This window comes from Dyadobacter sp. HNCC25DJ184 (genome assembly GCF_056895215.1).
In genome coordinates this window covers 91,146-110,969 of sequence record NZ_JBXHAQ010000016.1, presented here as the reverse complement: position 1 = coordinate 110,969, position 19,824 = coordinate 91,146, and the positions used below count along the sequence as shown (strand labels likewise).

Here is a 19,824-nt window from a genome sequence, read left to right as displayed (position 1 = left end):
TCCTGAGTACAGGATTTTAATCTTGTTTTCCTTTCTGATTCTTTTTCTGACGATTTGAAACGACCAAACTAATGTTAAGAGTTCTATTGTATCGATTGATGCCATTGGAGATATTAACTATACCATAACCGTAACGAGCATCCAGGGTGAGTGTGGATTTTTTAAGTTTAAAGTTATAACCGGCACCTGCCTGAAACCCGTAATCCCACCTGTTTAACTCCCCTGGTAACGAACCGAATGAAACTTTTGTTGACGACGCCGCTAAATCTGAGGAACCGTTAACTTTCAAGCGCCCTCCTAACGCGTAGGCTGCATAAGGACCTGCATTTATATAAAATTGTTTGATGTGCAGACGGGCAAAAACAGGCACTTCAACAGTGTAAAAACGTAAAGTTGATTTGTTGATTGTAACTGGATTGTGCGCTTTCAAAGTACCTCCCTTAATGGCAAAGTTTAGCTCGGGCACTACGGAAAACATACTACTTATACCGATTTGGTAAGAAGCCCCTACCTGTAAGCCTTTGAAATCCGTCTTGTAAGGTTGCAATGACTTATTCGAACTTCCGTAATTGAAGTTTGTCGTCAGTGAATTAATTGAAATTCCGAAACGGTTTTCCTGTGAAAATGATGGTACAGAAATTATCATTAACAATAATAATGTTGCTAACGATCTTGCGGTAAAATTAACTGGTGAGTACATAATAGATGTAGTTTAGATGGTTAAAATTGAAAAGTTTGATTTAAAAATTGACAGGACGTAATAGATGCTCGGGCTTATTTGATGCATCTGGCCAAAGCTTGAAATTGGGCAGTACTTTTCCTGCCCTTCTAGTTAGAAGGTTCTCTTATTTGCTTCATTTTTTAATAAATTAAAAGTTCAATTTGTTTAGGTGATATCTATGCTGATCAATCAACAAGACAAAATTAGTTTATGACGGCTGCTTGCTGGTAGGACATTTCTTTAATTGAACATCACTAATATTAAATTATGCTGCTGAATATTACATACTATGTTTCAGTACTTTACATCCACTTTACCAGTCGATCGCAACTTTTCCCCTTGTGTGCATTTTTTCAATGAAACTTATAGCTTTGGGAATTTCCATATAGGGATATATTATGTCTATGTGGACGTTAATTTTCCCATTTTGAATAAAAGATGCCAAAGTATTTAAATCTCTTTTGTCAGATTTAACTGTAAATTGGGTCAAAGAAAAATCGCCAAACATCCTATGTACAAGAAGTGAAATCATGTGCTTCATCGTAGTGAAGCCAACCACCACCCCCCTCTTTCCCATGCGTTTGTAGTCGTTATAAGTAAGATTGCCATGGGTGTCAACTATAAGATCATATGTGCCTTTATGACGATGTATGTTCTCATGATCATAAGGTATCACGTGATCGGCACCCAATGACTTTACAAAGGCTAAATTTTTGCTAGAGCAAACAGCTGTCACAACTGCTCCTGCGGCTTTAGCAATTTGCACAGCCAGATGCCCAACGCCACCTGCAGACCCATTGATTAAAACCATCTCCCCTTCTTTAAGTTTGCCATGTTTCATCAACGCTTGTAATGCAGTTGTACCGGCAAGTGAGACACAAGCCATTTCAGCAAAATTTACGGCATGAGGCATAAGACCGCAAGCGGTGGCCTCTATACTGATATATTCAGCAAAAGAACCTGCTTTCAGACTCCATCCGAATACTCGGTCTCCTACCTTGAATCCGGTTACATTTTTTCCTACTTCTTCAACGATACCAGCGAAATCGGTCCCAAAGGTCTTACTGTTGGGTCGAAATAAACCATATTCCAATCGGGCAAAATAAGGTTTGCCGCGAAGGATATGCCAGTCAGCGGGATTAACAGAGTTTGCAATAACTTTTATCAGAAGATTGCCATCTGTAATGACCGGTTTTTCCAGTTCTTCAATTTGAAGTATTTCTGGCCCGCCATACACTGTTTTTGTCACAGTTTTCATAATATACATCGAAATATATAATGGTGTTCAAAATGACTGTTCCATATCTACAGCAGCGATTCAGTCCATAATTGAGCTTCATACGATGCTCGGGATCTGACAACTGTACATGGAGATATCCAGCCACTCACAAAAGTAAATTGGCGATATAAGTCATTGATAGGATGAATATTGAGTTCAGTAGGACTTATTGAAAATTCTTACGGAAGGCATCTGGTGAATGACCAGTGTGATTCTTAAAAAAACGTATGAAGTAAGATGTATCTTCGTAACCCAGGTGCCAGGCAATGTCTTTAATTTGATTGGGAGTCGCCAACAAATACCGTTTTGCCTCCAGAATGATCTGCTCGTTGATTAATTGTGCTGTCGTTTTTCCTACCGAAGACTTCGTGATTGCATTTAGTTGGTATACGGAAAGATTGAGAAGTTTGGCATATTCCGAAACACTTTTTACTTCGGTGATATTGGCTTCCAGTGATCTTAGTAGCTCTTCATAACGCTCCTGGGTGTACGTCGTCCCAACAGATGAAAGCTGTTTGGGATTTTGGCTTTGCCTAACGAATTCGATAAAGAACAGATCCATATTCGCCTTTATAGCTTCATTATATCCTTCCTGCTTCAAGATATACTCGTTAAAACAGTTTGACAGATAGGTAAGCAGTTTTTTGAATCTATTTTCTTCTACCTGACAATAGTTATTGCCAGTTGCCTTTTTCCACTGCAGCTCAGTTATTGAGTTTTTGGGTTGATAAAATGAATTATCAAATTCTAAAAGATAACCTGTACTGTCAGCTTTCAATTGAAGTTGATGAACTTGACCCGGACGTAGAATAAAGACTGAACTACCTTGAACGTGGTAATTGACAAAATCAATTTCGTGAACTCCTGATCCACTTTCTACCGCCAGAATAAAGTAAAAATCGTGTTTGTGAAGATCGTGGACCAAATCCTTTCCTTTAAGCACATCGCTTACACTCCTGATACTAAACCGTCCGGCACTAATTTGTGGTTGATGTGCATCGACAATATGTCTGATCGGAATTGTCTTCATAATCTAATCTTAAAACGTGATGATCCCGCTTCCGAGGGACAACTGTATACGCGCATTTAAAATTAAGAAAATTTTGGAAGGCGTTTTATCAAATCATTCTAGATAAGTCCTATACAACTGAATTTTCGTCCTATCTGACAGTTCGTATCATAAATTACTTTTGTATCCAACAAGCAATTTATGAACGATATGACAACGAAAATAAAAGTAATCGCAGCTCTCAAAATCTGGATAGTGATCTATCCATCAATTACTCTTTTTCTATATTTTTTCGGTGAAGCAATGTCCATTTTACCGCTTTACCAGAGAACCCTGATTTTGACTATGATACTGGTTCCCTGGATTGTATTCATTGGAGTTCCTCTTGTCAATCACCTCGTTGGACTTATTTCCAACAAGCCTGAACACAAGTAGCAAGTCGCGCAATTTTAAAAATACAATATCATGAAAAATGGGAATTTTGATGTAATCATTATCGGGGGAAGTTATTCTGGGCTCGCAGCTGGTATGGCATTGGGCAGAGCATTGAAACAGGTTTTGATTATCGACAGCGGATACCCTTGTAACAGACAAACGCCCTTTTCGCATAATTTTCTTACTCAAGACGGCAAAACACCATCAGAAATTTCATTGCTTGGAAGAGAGCAGTTGCAAACCTATACGACTGTTTCGTTTGTCCATGGACTGGCAACCAGTGGAAAAAGGACTGACATTGGTTTTGAGATTGAATTATACTCAGGTGAGAGGTTTGCTGCACAGAAGGTAATTTTTGCGACTGGAATCAAAGATGTTATGGAAGACATTGAAGGATTCTCCGCCTGTTGGGGCATATCGGTTCTTCACTGTCCTTATTGCCATGGGTACGAAGTGAGAAATGAAAAAACTGGAATACTAGCTAACGGAGAAAGTGGTTTCGAGCTGTCCAAGCTGATTTCTAACTGGACCAAAAATTTGACTTTATTTACTAATGGACCATCCACCTTAACAGGGCGTCAGGTTGAGCAACTTGACAAACGGCAAATAATTATAGTAGATAAGAAGATTCGAAAACTGGATCATATCAATGGAAATATTCACCATATCGTTTTAGAAGATGAAATGGAAGTTTCGTTAAGTGCTATTTATGCACCAACACCATTTCAACAACACTGCCAGATACCTGAATCTTTGGGATGTGAGCTAACTGTTGAAGGCTATATCAAGATTGATTCATTTCAGCAGACCAGCATGGAAGGAGTTTTTGCTTGCGGCGATAATGCTACGCGCATGCGCACGGTTGCAAATGCTGTTGCAATGGGAACAGCTGCGGGGATTACAGTGAGTAAAAGAATGATCATGGAAGAATTCGATTTAAAATACGATGTCTAATGAATGCATTTATCGTACTTACTATCAGAATTATCGGAATGGCTTTATTTTTGGTCAGGGGCGTCCTGCTTTTAACAAATAAGGTAGACTGGCAAGGATCGTTTCGCTTTATCCTGTTTTGAATATGGCACAACGCTTAATAAGCCAACCTGTTTTGTGATATCATAAATCCGTCTTTACACATAAAAATAAGAGAATCACCTTCGATACAATTCAGCACAAATCCTGCAATACTACATTTCTGTCCTATCCGGTTGCCTTTTGCACCAACTAATTTTGAAATTAGAAAGCGCTTCAATAGCGCGTCTTCAGTTAAAACTTTACCAATTATCAATTAAAAAATGAAAATTATCATTGTAGGTGCGACAGGCACCATGGGGAAACATTTATCCAAGGCGCTTGAAAAAGATCACGAAATCATTAGAGTGGCGTCCAGTGGCGGAGATATTCAAGCTGACATTACTTCGCTGGAATCGATAGAAAATTTGTTCGAGCAAGTAGGTGCCTTTGATGCCCTGATATCTACAGCAGGACCATCATATGTTGGTCCTTGGAAAAAAATGACAGATAGAGAATTCAGAAAAGGAATCGAAGGAAAATTGATGGGCCAGGTCAATTTGGTACTTATCGGACAACGCTACATTAAACCAAAAGGATCTTTCACTCTGATTGCTGGCGCGTTAACCACTGACCCGCAACTAAATTTCGCCAATGCAGCTGCTGCCAACGGAGCCATTGAAGCATTTGTTAGAGCTGCTGCCATTGAGCTCGAAAATGGAGTTAGGATTAATGCAGTTAGCCCTACTGTTATTGAAGACTCGCCACAATATTTTCCATACTTTCCAGGAGAGGTACCTGTCACTATGAAACAACTGGAATATGGGTTTCGAAAAAGTGTATTCGGTGCTAATACTGGGCAAGTGATAACGCCATATTAAATTTTGTTCATTCTCAGTCAATGAGATATGGTCAGCCTTCTTGGCAGTTACCTATTACGGGGGGAACGACAATTGGCTACAATATATTCCTGGGAGAAAAACCACACGCGAAAGGCGTGACGGTTTTTCTCCCTTTCCTTAGTTTTCCGCAACTGAAAGAAAGGCGTAAGGAAAAAAATTGATTATGTTGCAGCAACTGGCACGCGACGTTTTAACATTTTCCGAAAAGCCCATATCGCACCGAATACAAGCAAGATAAATGGCCAGACGTTGATTGCAACCAAAGTGGTATCAAACAAATTAGTCCAGCCTTGAAAAAATGCATACTTGACCTTGCCGCCCACTCCAGTGGTTTGGAGCGTTGTTTTGTAGAAAGTGATATCCAAAGTTGAGAATTGAACCTGACTCGAAAGGTATTTCATTCTCCCTTCAATGGACTCAATGTCAGTCCGAATGGTACCCAATTCCTTCTCTACATCCAGAATATCTTTTACAGAATTGGATTTGGAGAGCAGCGTAAGATATCGGGCCTCGATCTCCTTTTTCGTTTTTAGCCTGGCCTGAATATCAGTGAACTCTTCGGTGACGTCTTCAACGGTTATTCTTTTATTATCAAATTCCGAAATACCTTTAGTGGCATCATCCAGAAAACTATCAAATTTGTTTGACGGTATTCTGACAGTCATTTTGCAGCTCAGCCGATCATACTGCTTATCTTCGGAGTCCGTGGAAACATACCCGGCATGGGTCGAAACAGCGTTTTTGATTGTTTCCTTCGTTTGGGCAATATCCGATACTTCGAACTCGACAACCCCTCGTTTTACCAGTTTTTGGGTGAGTAATTCAGGATCATCCGGAACCATCATCTCATTTTCAGCCGCGCGAGGAGGCACAGCCATCGGAAGAGCTGCCTCGAAGGCAATTTCTTCGTTCGGGGATTGACAAGAAATTAAGGTCAATACCAGCAAAAAGGCAATTAAACTTCTCATGACATAGTTCGTTAATTGGTAAATACCATTTATGAACTAAATATATTATATAATTTAATTATATATACATGATGAGATCAGATTTATTAGCAAGCTTCGAACTAAAAGAAGGACAACTTAAACGCATGCTTTTACTCGCTCACCAAAAAGGATTCAAACAACGTTACCACCTCTGCCCAGTCGTTAACGCGAGTATGTTTGGTGACATTGATATTATGGCTTGCCGTGAATAAGACGGGCGTTCCCTTGTGAAAATCAAGGTTTTTGAGGTGATCGTCGATCATATAGTCTGTGTTGATGATACTTTTGTCACCGCACAAAATGATGTGTCTCCATGATATAAATGGCAGGTGTTCAGCGATCCACTCCCATTTTTCCAAGAGTGAATTAGGAAATTCCGTCGCAGCCGAAACGATGTATATCTCATAGTCTTTACTCAGACTTTCAACAGCCTCTCGGGCTCCTTTCATCATTGGCGCATACCGAAAAAAGCCCGGCTTGTGTATCAACTCCCATGCTTTGGCTGGCTCCGGAAATGCCTCATGCTCAGGAACCCCGCGCAAAGACTCCTTTTCTATTTTTACGCCATATGCTCTTTCATATAGATCAATCCAGTTAGACTCAATATCCACCAGAACATTGTCCATATCAATAGCGATCGTTTTCTTGGTACTCATAAATTCAGTTTCTAAATTTGCAATATTCTGCAACAAACTTAAAACATATTGCATATATTTGCAATATGTTAATTGATAATAATATTGAACTTTGCACGTCGATTCACCATATAGTCGCCTGCTATCGGTATTTCAAACTAACTGCACTAAGGCACACCCTAATCACTAAAAGCTAAAAGCTACCAATGTTAAAGGAAGAACGATTTCAGATTATACTTAAACAATTGATGCAGGAAAATAAAGTCTTGCTTCCTGATCTGAGCTCTATTCTTAATGTGTCCGAAGATACTGTCCGCAGGGATATCAAAGAACTTTCCGATCAGGGTCTGTTAAAGGCTGTTCGAGGAGGAGCTGTACCCCATTCTCCCGGCCCTCACCACTTTAAAGACAGAGTACAATATGCCAACGAGAACAAGAAAATCATCGCCGAAAAGGCGGTCAATTTTCTAAAAAATGATCAGGTCGTCATTTTCGACGGAGGGACTTCTGCTTTGCTTATTGCACAGGCTTTGCCAAAGGATATCCGACTTACGGTTATCACCAATAGCTTTCCCATCGCGTCTATCTTGGAGGATCATGAATACGTCGAAGTACTTTTTGGAGGAGGTCGTTTGCTCAAATCATCGTTCGTGACAGTTGGCAATGAAACAATCCAGTTTTTCAAGAGATTTCGCGCTGATATATGCTTTTTGGGGATATGCAGTATTCATCCCGAACTGGGAGTAACAGGCCCTGATTATGAAGAAAGTGATGTCAAAAGAGCGATGGTAGAATCAACACAAAATGTAATCGCGCTTGCCTCGGTCGAAAAATTGGGAACCGCCGAAGCCTATTACGTATGCCCGACGAATCGCCTGACATCCATCGTAACCGACCAACCAGAACTCATTCCAAATAAAGCCGATTATGATCAACTAGGAATTTCAATCATATAGTAAAGTGAAGCAAGCAGATACAAACAATGCCCAGCCAAGGTCACAATCAAATAACAACTGCCTGACAATAACTAAACGGCTCCTGTCAAATCCTTCATGACCAATTCTTTATTTCACCGCCCTCTACTTCGGCCCCATCCGGATAGCCCCATCCAGGCGGATCACCTCCCCGTTCAGCATTGGATTTTCGATAATTGATTTAACCAAAGTGGCATATTCAGAAGGTTTTCCCAGACGTGAAGGAAATGGAATTTGCTGGCCCAATGAAGTTCTAGCTTCTTCTGGCAAGCCAAGCAACATTGGTGTTTCAAATAAGCCGGGAGCGATTGCCATAACCCGAATACCGGATCGTGCCAAGTCTCTTGCAATAGGCAACGTCATACTCACGATACCACCTTTGCTCGCAGCATAAGCTACCTGGCCCATCTGGCCGTCATATGCCGCCACCGAAGCCGTGTTGATAATAACACCGCGCTCACCGTCGATATTAGGCGTATTTTTCTCCATCGCAAAGGCAGCAAGTCTGATCACGTTGAAGGTTCCGATCAGATTGATTCGGATCGTTTTTTCAAACAACGACAAAGCATGAGGGCCATATACCCCATCGGTTTTCCCCAACGTTTTGTTTGCGGGTGCAATTCCGGCGCAGTTGACTACAATATGGACCGAGCCGAATAAACTTATAGCCAAGTCAATCGCACTTTGAACATGCAGTTCGTCAGTAACGTCAGTCTTTGCAAATCTTACTTTTGGGTATAACTCCTGCTCCAAAGCCAATCCCGAACCATCATTCAGATCCAATACAAGCACATTAGCACCTTGCGATAAAAGCAATCTCACGGTTGCCTCTCCTAAACCAGATGCCCCTCCGGTAACTATGGCTGTGGAATTTTGTAGTTGCATGGATTGTAAGATAGCGGTAGATACTATTGACACCATGACAATTTAAAACAAAAAGAACCAAAGAAGATCAGAATTGTCTCTTTGGTTCTTTTTTATTACTTCTTAATAAAACTTGCCTGCAATTACGAAACCACCTCAACCTTCACTTTCAGCAAAAACTCGTCCATTTCGATCTCGCTTGCGCTTCCGTTCAGGTCTGCGACAAGGTTAAGATCCAGGGCTTGCACTTCCTGGCAGATATAGTCTTTATTTGAAGTTACTGCTGTTGCGAGCAATTCGTTGTTGTTTTCCAAGGTGATTCGGATCTTATCCGTTACTTCAAAACCGCTGTCTTTACGCAGATTTTGAACACGGTTTACGAAATCACGCGCTATTCCTTCCAGCCTCAGATCTTCTGTAACTGTGATATCTAACGCGACGGTCAATCCGCCTTCGCTGGCTACCAACCATCCAGGAACGTCTTCGGCATGGATTTCTACATCACTAAGCGCGATTTCGAAGGCTCCGGATCCAAGCGATATAGCACCATTTTTCTCGATCTCCTTGATCGCAGCTCCGTCCATGGCAGTAATTGCTGCAGCCACTTCTTTCATTTTTGGTCCAAATTTAGGTCCAAGCGTTTTGAAGTTTGGTTTGATCTTTTTGGTCAAAATACCGCTGTCGTCATGGACAAATTCGATATGCTTCACATTCACTTCTGTGAGGATTATCGACGTCACCTGCTCGATCTGGCGTTTTGTTACATCGCTCAATACCGGTATCAATATTTTCGAAAGCGGCTGCCGAACTTTTAACTTATGTCCTTTCCGGATCGAGTGAACCAAAGAACTGATCGACTGCGCAAGTTCCATAGATTTCTCCAAATCCTGATCGATTATAGCATTCTCTACTGTCGGCCAGTGTGATAAATGCACCGATTCGTATTTCAGATTGGTATTGTCTTTCACCGCATTATCACGATCTCCGTCCGTCAATCCTTTGTAAAGCCACTCTGCAAAGAAAGGCGCGATTGGCGACATCAATTGAGACACGGTAACCAAACAATGTTGCAGTGTTTCATATGCAGCCTGTTTGTCTTCTGTTAATACGCCTGCAGATTGTTCCTGCGAGGGATTCCAAAAACGACGGCGGTTCAGACGGATATACCAGTTTGACAATTGATCCGTTACAAAATCCTGAACCAGACGGCCCGCCTTCGTTGGATTATAGTCATCAAATTGTTCTCCAACTTCTTTCACCAAAGTATTCAACTTCGATAAAATCCAGCGATCCAATTCCGTACGTTTTTCAACGGCAACGGTTTTGGTTTCGTGGAATTCATATCCGTCCAAATTCGCATATAGTGCAAAGAAGTTGTACGTGTTTGTAAGGGTTCCAAAAAACTTCCGCTGCACCTCCCCGATTCCTTCGATATTGAATTTCAGGTTATCCCACGGCTCGGCGTTTGTGATCATATACCAGCGCGTAGCGTCAGGGCCAAATTTGCCCAAAGTTTCGAACGGATCCACCGCATTGCCAAGACGTTTCGACATTTTATTGCCGTTCTTGTCAAGTACAAGTCCAGTTGAAACTACGTTTTTAAATGCGACGGAATCGAACAGCATACCCGCGATAGCGTGTAGCGTAAAGAACCAGCCACGTGTCTGATCCACCCCTTCCGATATAAAATCAGCAGGATAGCTTTCGTTGAATATCTCTTTGTTTTCGAACGGATAATGCCACTGTGCATATGGCATTGCACCCGAATCAAACCAAACATCAATCAGGTCTGGTTCCCGGTACATAACGTGACCCTTTGGAGAAACCAAAACGATGGTATCGACATATGGACGGTGTAAATCATAATCACCGTGCTGCAATTTCAGCAGATATTCCGAGTTATGAGCAGATTGTTCGCGCGTCAGATGTTCAGAAATAATTGCCTCTTCCAGCAAATCTTTTAGCTGATCAATCGAGCCAACACAAACTTCCTCACCCGCCTCGCTTCTCCATATTGGCAACGGTGTTCCCCAATATCTCGAACGCGACAAGTTCCAGTCCACCAGATTTTCAAGCCAGTTTCCAAAACGGCCAGTCCCTGTGCTTTCCGGTTTCCAGTTGATGGTCTTGTTCAGTTCCACCAGCCTGTCTTTCATCGCAGTTGTTTTGATAAACCAGCTATCCAAGGGATAGTACAAAACAGGCTTATCCGTTCTCCAGCAATGTGGGTAAGGGTGTTCATATTTTTCAACTTTAAACGCCTTACCCTCCTCTTTCAATTTTATAGCGATCAAGACGTCCGTCGCTCTGAACTCGGGATCATTTTGTTCTTCTGCTGAATAATATTCCGGTTTCACATAGCGACCTGCGTAATCAGTAATTTCCTTCACGAAACGCCCTTGCTTGTCTACTATCGGCACCTCTTTGCCAGTTTCGTCCTTCACCATAATCGCCGGAATTCCGTTAGCCTGAGCCACCCGGAAGTCATCCGCACCAAAAGTTGGTGAAGTATGAACCACGCCCGTTCCGTCCTCAGTTGTTACAAAATCGCCCAGAATGACGCGGAACGCAGGCTTATCAGATGGTCCGACGGTCGGCTGCACATATGGCATTAACTGCTCATATTCAACCCCTTCCAGATCTTTCCCTTTGAATTCAGAAACTATAGTCCATGGCAAAATTTTCTTGTCGCTTGCCTCGAAGCCATCGAAATCACCTTCATGACCTTTTTCTGAAAAATATTTACCAATCAGATCCTTCGCCAGCACAACATGTACCGGCGTGTAGGTATATGGATTGAAAGTTTTAACCAAAGCATATGATATATTGGCACCTACCGTCAGCGCAGAGTTTGCTGGCAAAGTCCATGGTGTTGTCGTCCAGGCCAATATGCGAATATCTTCACCGCGACTTAGTAAGTCTCCAAAAGCTTGCGAAGTCTCTCCCACTTTCACTTTAAACATCGCCACAATCGTCGTGTCCTTCACATCCTTATACGTGCCGGGCATGTTCAATTCGTGCGAAGAAAGTCCCGTTCCAGCTGCCGGCGAATACGGCTGAATAGTATACCCCTTGTATAGTAATCCTTTGTCATACAGCATTTTAAGCAAATGCCACAGACTTTCTATATACTCACTTTTATAGGTAATATATGGGTCGTCCAAATCCACCCAATAGCCCATTTTCTCGGTCAGATCATTCCACTGGTCGGTGAATTTCATGACCGTCTGGCGGCACCTTTCGTTATATTCCGCTACAGAAATGGTCTTGCCAATGTCCTCTTTTGTGATACCCAATTCCTTTTCAACCTGCAATTCAACAGGAAGGCCGTGGGTATCCCAACCGCCCTTACGTTTAACCTGAAAGCCTTTCAGCGTTTTATAGCGACAGAAAATATCCTTAATCGATCGCGCCATTACGTGATGAATACCGGGAGTTCCGTTTGCAGACGGCGGCCCTTCGTAAAAGGTAAATGACGGCGAACCTTCACGTGTTTCAACCGACGCTTCGAAAATCTTCTTGTCCTTCCAGAATTTCAGTACATCGTCTGCAATCTGCGGATAGCTCAGGTTTTTATACTCTCTGTATTTCATATTTTACCAATTGGCTGTCATAGGCCATTAACCCGGCAGATGACTATCATTATGTTGCTTGTTCCAATTTTTAGGAGTGCAAAATTACGATTTTTTTCGGGGAAAGGGGTGAGATTTCGGTTCAATTCATATTATTCCCGTCGAAGGAATTAAAATAAGATTAAAAAACGAATCATTACTTTTAATCTCCAAACCGTCTTCCATATTTTGTTGGTTATGAAACTTCAAAAAACGACTTGGCAAGACAGAATTAGACCAAAGTTGTCGCCGAACCCAGTTAAATAGTTCAACGAAAAGATCAAACAAGAAACAACATGGAATCATATAAAAAACTGTTAATCAATAACAAAGCCTGGGCATCCAAACAGCTGGCGCTCGACGAAGAATATTTCACTAATCTCGCCGCTGATCAAAAACCTGAATTTCTTTGGATTGGCTGTTCCGACAGTCGGGTTCATTCCAACGAAGTGACCGGAACGCATCCCGGTGAAATGTTTGTACACCGCAATATCGCCAATCTCGTTGTTCATACTGATATCAATATGCTCAGTGTGCTCCAATATGCCGTGGAAGTGCTGAAAGTAAGGCATATTCTGGTTGTGGGACATTACGGATGTGGTGGCGTGAGAGCGTCCATGACTCACTCCGATCTCGGGCTGATCAACAAATGGTTATTGAATATCAAGGAAGTATATGCTAAACACGCAACCGAATTGGATGGGATTGCGGATGAAAAATTAAGAACCGATCGATTGGTGGAGCTGAATGTAGTGGAGCAGGTCAAAAATCTTTCGAAAACGACGATCGTCCAAAAAGCCTGGAATAGAGGTGAACAGGTCCATCTGCACGGCTGGGTATATGGCTTAAATGACGGCATCATCAAACCCATCATCGAAATGGAGCCTGGTAGCGTGGTGGAGGGAATATTTAGATATGACTTTTAGGAGCTTTTAGCTTTAAGGTGTTCGTTTTTAGGCGTTTGCCTTTAGATTCGTTTGCTCTGATGTAACTAAGAGGTTTGATGGAAGACTGGAAATATTCAGAGTTCTGCCAAGCCTCTTTCTGCTATTCATTCGTAACTCCGTTAACCTTTAACCCGTTCACCCTTTTTAACCCCTTAACCGTTTCCCCAATTCGGTATCTCTGCGGCCCTTGTCTTGCTATTTAGAACTTGACTAATTAACTTTGATTTTTCAACTCCTGATTAATCGACCATTATCTCAGTTCCAGTATGTTCAAAAAATGGGTATCAACATTACACCTCTGGCTGGGATTGATTTCAGGTATTATTGTGGTTGTCATATCACTTACTGGCTGCATTCTGGCCTTTGAACAGGAAATCAAGAGTTTTACGCAATCGTATCGATATACCGAAGTTGCTCCCAACAAAGAAATTCTTGCACCATCTGTCCTCTCCACCTTAGCCGAAAAAGAGCTTCCGGGCAAAAGAGCCAACGGTGTTTTGTACAATCAGAAAGGCAGAACAGCAGAAGTTGGCTTTTATAATTTTGATCCGGAATACTATTACGTGGTCTATATGGACCCATATACCGGAAAAGTTGCCAAAGTCTGGAGCGAGGATGAAGATTTTTTCCACTTTATACTTCACGGACACTATTATCTCTGGCTTCCTGAGGCGATCGGTCAACCCGTGGTGGCGTCGGCTACCCTGATTTTCCTGGTAATGATGATCAGCGGATTGATACTGTGGTGGCCAAAAAACAAGTCAGCCGCCAAACAACGCTTTACCATAAAATGGAGTGCTAAATGGCGCCGCAAAAATTACGATTTACACAATGTTCTTGGATTTTATATTGTGTCTTTAGGGATGATTTTTGCCATCACCGGTTTGGTATGGGGTTTCCAGTGGTTTGCCCAATCCTTCTATACCGTAACTGGTGGTGAGGGGTCTGATGATTATTATAACCCCGCGTCTGATACGACCATCGTTTCCAGAGTGTACGCTCCCAAAGCAGCTGTCGATATTGCATGGCGTAAATTGTCAGCCGAATATCCTGTGCATGAGGAGATTAACATTTCCATTCCTTTACTACCCAGCGAGTCAATATACTCTTACGTAAACTTCCGATCAGGAACATATTATAAGGTCGATTATAATTATTTTGACCAGTATTCCCTGAAAAAAATCAACGCAACCGGCCCATTTACAGGAAAATACAACGAAGCCAACATTGGTCAACTCCTTCGAAGGATGAACTATGATATCCATACCGGGGCTATCCTGGGCTTACCCGGAAAAATCCTTGCCTTTTTCGCCAGTCTGATATGCGCAACTTTGCCTATCTCCGGTTTCCTCATCTGGTGGGGGCGACGTAAAAAAGAGAAAAAGCAGGATCGAAAAGCTACAAAAGAGTCGAAAAGACCGGAAGTTTTGTTGGCCGCGAAGGCACTCAGGAGTTAAGGTTAATTCCTGGCCAACATGCATCCTTCTGAGCATTCGCTTACATATTATTTTAGCGCAGAATTAAGCATTTGCTCGTTTAGTTAGCATTGAAAGCAACTTCGTGCAACTCTGTGCTATATTCTTCTTAACTCTGCGTTTAGATTACCCTCCACCAAATGGCTTTTTTGTGTAAATTCGGAATATGAAAACAGGGCATGCGGATATGCCACTTCATTACGGGAAAGTACCTGAATGGCTGGCGAAAAGAATGGGTTTACTGGGGGGGGCGATTGCGGAGGCCATTGTTGTGGAATATGGACAAAGTATGCTTCTCAAAAAGATGAGCGATCCGTTCTGGTTTCAATCATTGGGCTGCGTGTTGGGAATGGACTGGCATTCGTCAGGAATTACCACGTCTGTCATGGGCGCGCTGAAATATTCCCTCAACAAAAAATCCAACGAACTGGGCATATATATTTGTGGCGGTCGCGGTAAGCATTCTCGACAAACACCAGCTGAACTTTTGAATATTGCTGACAAAACTGGCTTAAACGGAAGTGACCTGGTTCGGAGCAGCCGGTTGACAGCCAAAGTAGACAATACTGCAATTCAGGACGGTTTTCAGCTATATCTTCATTCTTTTGTTTTATCAAAAAACGGCGAGTGGACTGTTATTCAGCAAGGTATGAACGCTGACGAAAAGCTCGCACGACGATATCACTGGCATTCGCAGGATTTCGCTTCTTATACCGAAGAACCACACGCATTTATATACGGACCCAATCAGGGAAATATCCTGAATCTCACACACAAGGATGCTCATGCGACAAAATCAGGCATTTTGGCGGTTGGAGCGGAGAATCCGGATCGGATCATGCGAGAAATGAGAAAACTTATTATGCCGGATCACCATGACGTTCGGGCGGAAGATATTAACCTCAAACGCCTCGGCCCTATCCTCGGGCTCGCTCATGAAAATGACGTCAGGGATATGGAATCTCTACTTTTATTGGAAGGTGTTGGCCCCCGCACCATTCAGTCCTTGACGCTTGTCAGTGAAATCATTCATGGAACGCCTTCCCGTTTTTCTGATCCAGCCCGTTTCTCGTTCGCTCATGGCGGTAAGGACGGACACCCGTTCCCTGTACCGGTGAAGATATATGACGAATCTATACGGGTTTTGGAAACTGCCGTCAGAAAAGCCAAATTAGGAGAAAAGGATAAATCGGAAGCGCTCAAAAAACTTTCGACAGCAGCAGCCGAACTTGAAAAAGACTTTCAGCCAAATAACAATTTTGACAAAATAATTGAACAGGAACGACGTGATTCATGGAAATACGAAGGGCAAACTGTAAAAGGGAAAGCAAAGAAACCTTCCGGTAGTAACGGGCAGCTCAGCCTGTTCTAAATTTTGTAAAGATTTTTTGGTATTAAAATCATGAATTGCAAACCTCGCCACCGGTTTTCGGGATTTTAAAAAGTAGAAACATCCAAACTGAATCTCTTTATTCGTTCCCTGATTTTTCCATAAATCTGAATTCAAAAACTACGATTAAATCAATACCTAATGACCCGAAAAATAAAGATTCGTAAACCACTAACTGTTTCGGCATTAGTGGCGCTCGCTGTGGTGTCGTGTATGAAAATGTCGCCAACGTCATCTACCAAGCTTCCGAAAGATGCGGTGGTGATCAGAGAGGATGCCGCAACGGCAAAGAAGAATGCGCTCGATATCCGCAGTAAAGTATCGATTAAACTCGCTGACGGACTAAAACTTGACCTATGGGCCTCCGATTCCCTGGCACCCGATCCGGTGGCAATGGCTATTGATGACCAGGGCAGGGTATATCTCAACAGAACCAACCGCCAGAAAAATTCGGAATTTGATATCCGCGGATATCGCCACTGGATGACGCCTTCTATTGCGCTCGAAACTGTGGAAGACCGCCGGGCATTTCTTCGCAGCACTTTTGCTCCTGAAAAAAGCAAGGAAAACTCATGGCTGAAAGACCTGAATGGAGACGGAAGCCACGATTGGAAAGATTTGACAGTTGAAAAAGATGAGGTTTGGCGTATAGAAGATACTGACCACGACGGAATTGCAGACCAATCGGTTCGGGTGATCAACGACTTCTTCACCGAAGTAAGTGACGTAGCAGGCGGTATTTTGGTAAGAGCAAAAGATGCATTCGTGACGATCGCACCGGACGTTTGGCGCATGACCGACACTAACAACGATGGCATATATGACCAGAAAACGAGCATTAGCCACGGATACGGTATCCATATCGGTTTTGGTGGTCACGGTATGTCAAATCCGATAGAGGGGCCAGATGGTAAAATTTACTGGAATATCGGGGATATTGGTGCCAATATCACGACCAAAGAAGGTGTTAATCACAAGCGTTCGAATGAGGGTATCATCGCCCGTTCGAATCCGGATGGCAGTGATTTTGAGATATTTGCAGGTGGATTAAGAAATACCCACGAGTTCGTTTTTGATGAATATGGTAATTTGATCAGTTCAGATAACGACGGTGACCATCCTGGAGAAAGCGAGCGTTTGGTGCACGTTGTAGAAGGCTCTGATGCTGGCTGGAGATCCAACTGGCAATATGGAAAGTATACCGATCCGCGCAATAACAACTATAAAGTGTGGATGGACGAGAAACTGTATGTTCCTCGCTGGGAAGGCCAGGCGGCATATATTATTCCTCCAATCAAGAATTTCCACAATGGCCCTACCGGAATGCAATACAATCCGGGAACAGCTTTGGGCTCGGCATGGAAGAATAAATTCTTCCTCGTTGAATTTGTGGGTAATCCTGCGCGCTCTCCGATATGGTCTTTCGGTTTGAAACCAAAAGGCGCATCTTTCGAACTGGACGGCGAACAAAATATCCTGAACGGTATTCTTCCAACAGGGATTCGATTTGGTCCTGATGGAGCGCTTTATGTGGCAGACTGGATCAATGGCTGGAATACTAAGGACTATGGCCGTGTTTGGAAACTGGATGTAACGGACGACAAAAATGATTTGAAAGTCCTTCGCGCGGAAACTCAGCGGTTGATGCAGTTGAATTATCCAACGCAAAAAGAAGATGTTTTATACGGCTTACTATCCAACCCGGATATGCGCATTCGCTTGAAAGCGCAATTTGAGCTGGCGACACGTGGCGAAAAAGGAGCAAATGAATTCAAAAAGGCTATCGCTCAAACCAGCAATCAGCTAGCGAGAGTTCACGCGATATGGGGACTTGGACAACTGGCGAGACAAGACAAGGCATATGCAAATGCTATACTTCCATTGCTGAAAGATTCGGATTCGGAGATTATGGCTCAGGCTGCCAAGGTTTTGGGTGATGCGAAAATAGCGGAGGCAGGACCTCTGTTGTTGCCGTTATTGACCAATCCAAACCCTCGTGCTCAATTCTTTGGAGCGCAGGCACTGGGTAGAATCGCGGATAAAACTGCCGTTCAACCTTTGATTGATATGCTTAAAGCGAACAATGACAAAGATTTATATCTTCGTCATGCTGCTGTCTTGGCACTTTCAAGAATCGGTGAGGTGGAACCAATTGTTGCACTTTCAAGCAGCCCTGAACGTTCGTTGCGCATTGCAGCTGTTTTGGTTTTGAGAAGGTTAGCTTCGGAAAAAGTGAGCGTATTCCTGAATGACAAAGATGAGTATATAGTAACAGAAGCCGCTCGTGCAATCAATGACGACTATTCAATTCCTACGGCCTTGCCGGCACTCGCAGCTGTTTTGAAGGATACCCGTTTCACCTCAGAACCTTTATTGAGAAGAGCTATCAACGCTTCGCTTCGAGTGGGTGGTGAGCAGCAATTGGATGCCGTTATCGCTTTTGCTGAAAGAAAAAATGTAGATGCAGAACTTCGCTCGGAGGCGCTTGCTACGATTGGAACTTGGGCAAATCCGTCCGTGCTTGACCGTGTGGATGGTCGTTACCGTGGGACTTTTACCCGTGATGTCAAGATGGTTCAGAACAAAGTGCGTCCACATGCTGCCGGTATGTTGGATGAAACGAACAACCCTGTGCTGATATCCGCGTCGCAAATGTTAAGTGAACTTAATATCAGTGATTATAATGCTCAGCTTGCTCAGATCATGAATGAGAACAAGTCGGCAGAAGTACGCGTGGCGATGCTGACAGCATTGAACAAACTGAAATACAATGATATAGAAACGATCATGAAAAAGGGCATGAACGATGAAAGTGCTGACGTTCGTGCTGCTGCTTTGAGTATGGTAGGTTCGGTAAGTATGTCAGCTGCGGCACTTACGGATATATCAAATTCAGTATTCCAAAAAGGATCGATTAAGGAACAACAGCAAATGCTGCAGGTTTTGGGATCATTACCAGTTTCGAAAACGGAGCCCATTTTTAATGATCTGATCGCGAAAATGGTGGACAAAAAATTGTCGCCAAATATTGCGCTCGATTTGAACGAGGCCGTAGATTCTACGAAATCAGATGCGTTGATCGCTAAAATTGCGCCTCTTCGTTCGAAAGGAGAAACAGCAGCGGATTATCAGGATGCGCTTTATGGTGGAAATGCTTCGGCAGGTCGCAGATATTTCATGACCAGCTCAGCAGCAGAGTGCGTACGTTGCCACACCATTGGCCAGCAAGGCGGCGAAGTGGGTCCAAAATTGACGACCATCGGAGATGTTCTGACCCGCGAACAAATACTGCAGGCATTGATCGAGCCGAGTGCAAGACTCTCGCCGGGCTATGGTATGGTAATCCTGACGTTGAAAGACGGATCATCCGCCAGCGGTATATTGGCAGAAGAAACCGACCATGAACTGGTGTTAAAAACTTCCGAAGCCGAGCCGCTGAAAATCCCTGTTGCAAGAATTGCGAAACGCGAAAATATCCCGTCCAGCATGCCTCCGATGGGAGCGGTTATGTCAAAAAGAGAGATTCGCGACGTCGTTGAGTTTCTGTCCGGATTGAAGAAAAAATAAGAAGAAACAATTGAT

General features: G+C 43.0%; 14 protein-coding genes. 7 read left to right on the top strand and 7 right to left on the bottom strand.

Annotated features, from left to right (window positions below):
* Window positions 1-16 precede the first annotated feature (16 nt).
* From AC1XUD_RS21685 to AC1XUD_RS21675, 3 genes are all read right to left on the bottom strand, one after another.
* Window positions 17-700 carry a porin family protein gene (locus AC1XUD_RS21685; protein ID WP_483363118.1) on the bottom strand — a complete coding sequence of 228 codons (684 nt, stop codon included), beginning with the start codon at window positions 698-700 and terminating at the stop codon, window positions 17-19.
* 334 nt (window positions 701-1,034) lie between these two features.
* Window positions 1,035-1,979 carry an NAD(P)-dependent alcohol dehydrogenase gene (locus AC1XUD_RS21680; protein WP_483363117.1) on the bottom strand — a complete coding sequence of 315 codons (945 nt, stop codon included), beginning with the start codon at window positions 1,977-1,979 and terminating at the stop codon, window positions 1,035-1,037.
* A gap of 187 nt (window positions 1,980-2,166) precedes the next feature.
* The gene (locus tag AC1XUD_RS21675) at window positions 2,167-3,030 is read right to left on the bottom strand and encodes an AraC family transcriptional regulator (RefSeq protein ID WP_483363116.1); all 864 of its coding nucleotides are present in this window, start codon (window positions 3,028-3,030) and stop codon (window positions 2,167-2,169) included.
* A 444-nt stretch (window positions 3,031-3,474) separates the two neighbouring features.
* On the opposite strand from AC1XUD_RS21675, the gene AC1XUD_RS21670 reads away from it, so the two are divergent.
* Together AC1XUD_RS21670 and AC1XUD_RS21665 are read left to right on the top strand one after the other, a co-directional pair.
* Window positions 3,475-4,398 (top strand): NAD(P)/FAD-dependent oxidoreductase, encoded by a 924-nt coding sequence (locus AC1XUD_RS21670; RefSeq protein ID WP_483363115.1) that lies wholly within the window; start codon window positions 3,475-3,477, stop codon window positions 4,396-4,398.
* Between the two features lie 341 nt (window positions 4,399-4,739).
* Complete coding sequence (locus tag AC1XUD_RS21665; RefSeq protein ID WP_483363114.1) at window positions 4,740-5,336, top strand: short chain dehydrogenase; 597 nt, start codon at window positions 4,740-4,742, stop codon at window positions 5,334-5,336.
* 182 nt (window positions 5,337-5,518) lie between these two features.
* Here the strand turns inward: AC1XUD_RS21665 and AC1XUD_RS21660 are convergent, their stop codons facing one another.
* A complete protein-coding gene (locus tag AC1XUD_RS21660; protein ID WP_483363113.1) occupies window positions 5,519-6,325 on the bottom strand; it encodes a DUF4349 domain-containing protein in 807 nt (268 codons plus the stop codon).
* Between the two features lie 131 nt (window positions 6,326-6,456).
* Window positions 6,457-7,002, bottom strand: coding sequence for a 5' nucleotidase, NT5C type (locus tag AC1XUD_RS21655; RefSeq protein ID WP_483363112.1), 546 nt, complete (start codon window positions 7,000-7,002; stop codon window positions 6,457-6,459).
* A gap of 185 nt (window positions 7,003-7,187) precedes the next feature.
* Here AC1XUD_RS21655 and AC1XUD_RS21650 point away from each other — a divergent pair, with 185 nt between their 5' ends.
* The gene (locus AC1XUD_RS21650; RefSeq protein ID WP_483363111.1) at window positions 7,188-7,937 is read left to right on the top strand and encodes a DeoR/GlpR family DNA-binding transcription regulator; all 750 of its coding nucleotides are present in this window, start codon (window positions 7,188-7,190) and stop codon (window positions 7,935-7,937) included.
* 123 nt (window positions 7,938-8,060) lie between these two features.
* On the opposite strand, the gene AC1XUD_RS21645 is transcribed toward AC1XUD_RS21650, so the two are convergent.
* Together AC1XUD_RS21645 and ileS are read right to left on the bottom strand one after the other, a co-directional pair.
* On the bottom strand, window positions 8,061-8,840 hold the full coding sequence (locus AC1XUD_RS21645; RefSeq protein WP_483363110.1) for a 3-hydroxyacyl-CoA dehydrogenase: 780 nt from the start codon (window positions 8,838-8,840) through the stop codon (window positions 8,061-8,063).
* 122 nt (window positions 8,841-8,962) lie between these two features.
* Window positions 8,963-12,412 carry an isoleucine--tRNA ligase gene (ileS, locus tag AC1XUD_RS21640; RefSeq protein ID WP_483363109.1) on the bottom strand — a complete coding sequence of 1,150 codons (3,450 nt, stop codon included), beginning with the start codon at window positions 12,410-12,412 and terminating at the stop codon, window positions 8,963-8,965.
* 314 nt (window positions 12,413-12,726) lie between these two features.
* Between ileS and can the strand changes: the two genes are divergently transcribed.
* The 4 genes from can to AC1XUD_RS21620 all read left to right on the top strand — a co-directional run bounded on the left by can (window position 12,727) and on the right by AC1XUD_RS21620 (window position 19,809).
* Window positions 12,727-13,356, top strand: coding sequence for a carbonate dehydratase (gene can / locus AC1XUD_RS21635; protein ID WP_483363108.1), 630 nt, complete (start codon window positions 12,727-12,729; stop codon window positions 13,354-13,356).
* 287 nt (window positions 13,357-13,643) lie between these two features.
* Window positions 13,644-14,834, top strand: a complete 1,191-nt coding sequence (locus AC1XUD_RS21630; RefSeq protein WP_483363107.1) for a PepSY-associated TM helix domain-containing protein — start codon at window positions 13,644-13,646, stop codon at window positions 14,832-14,834.
* Window positions 14,835-15,018: 184 nt separating this feature from the next.
* The gene (locus AC1XUD_RS21625) at window positions 15,019-16,224 is read left to right on the top strand and encodes a DUF763 domain-containing protein (protein WP_483363106.1); all 1,206 of its coding nucleotides are present in this window, start codon (window positions 15,019-15,021) and stop codon (window positions 16,222-16,224) included.
* Window positions 16,225-16,383: 159 nt separating this feature from the next.
* The gene (locus AC1XUD_RS21620) at window positions 16,384-19,809 is read left to right on the top strand and encodes a DUF7133 domain-containing protein (protein ID WP_483363105.1); all 3,426 of its coding nucleotides are present in this window, start codon (window positions 16,384-16,386) and stop codon (window positions 19,807-19,809) included.
* Window positions 19,810-19,824 lie beyond the last annotated feature (15 nt).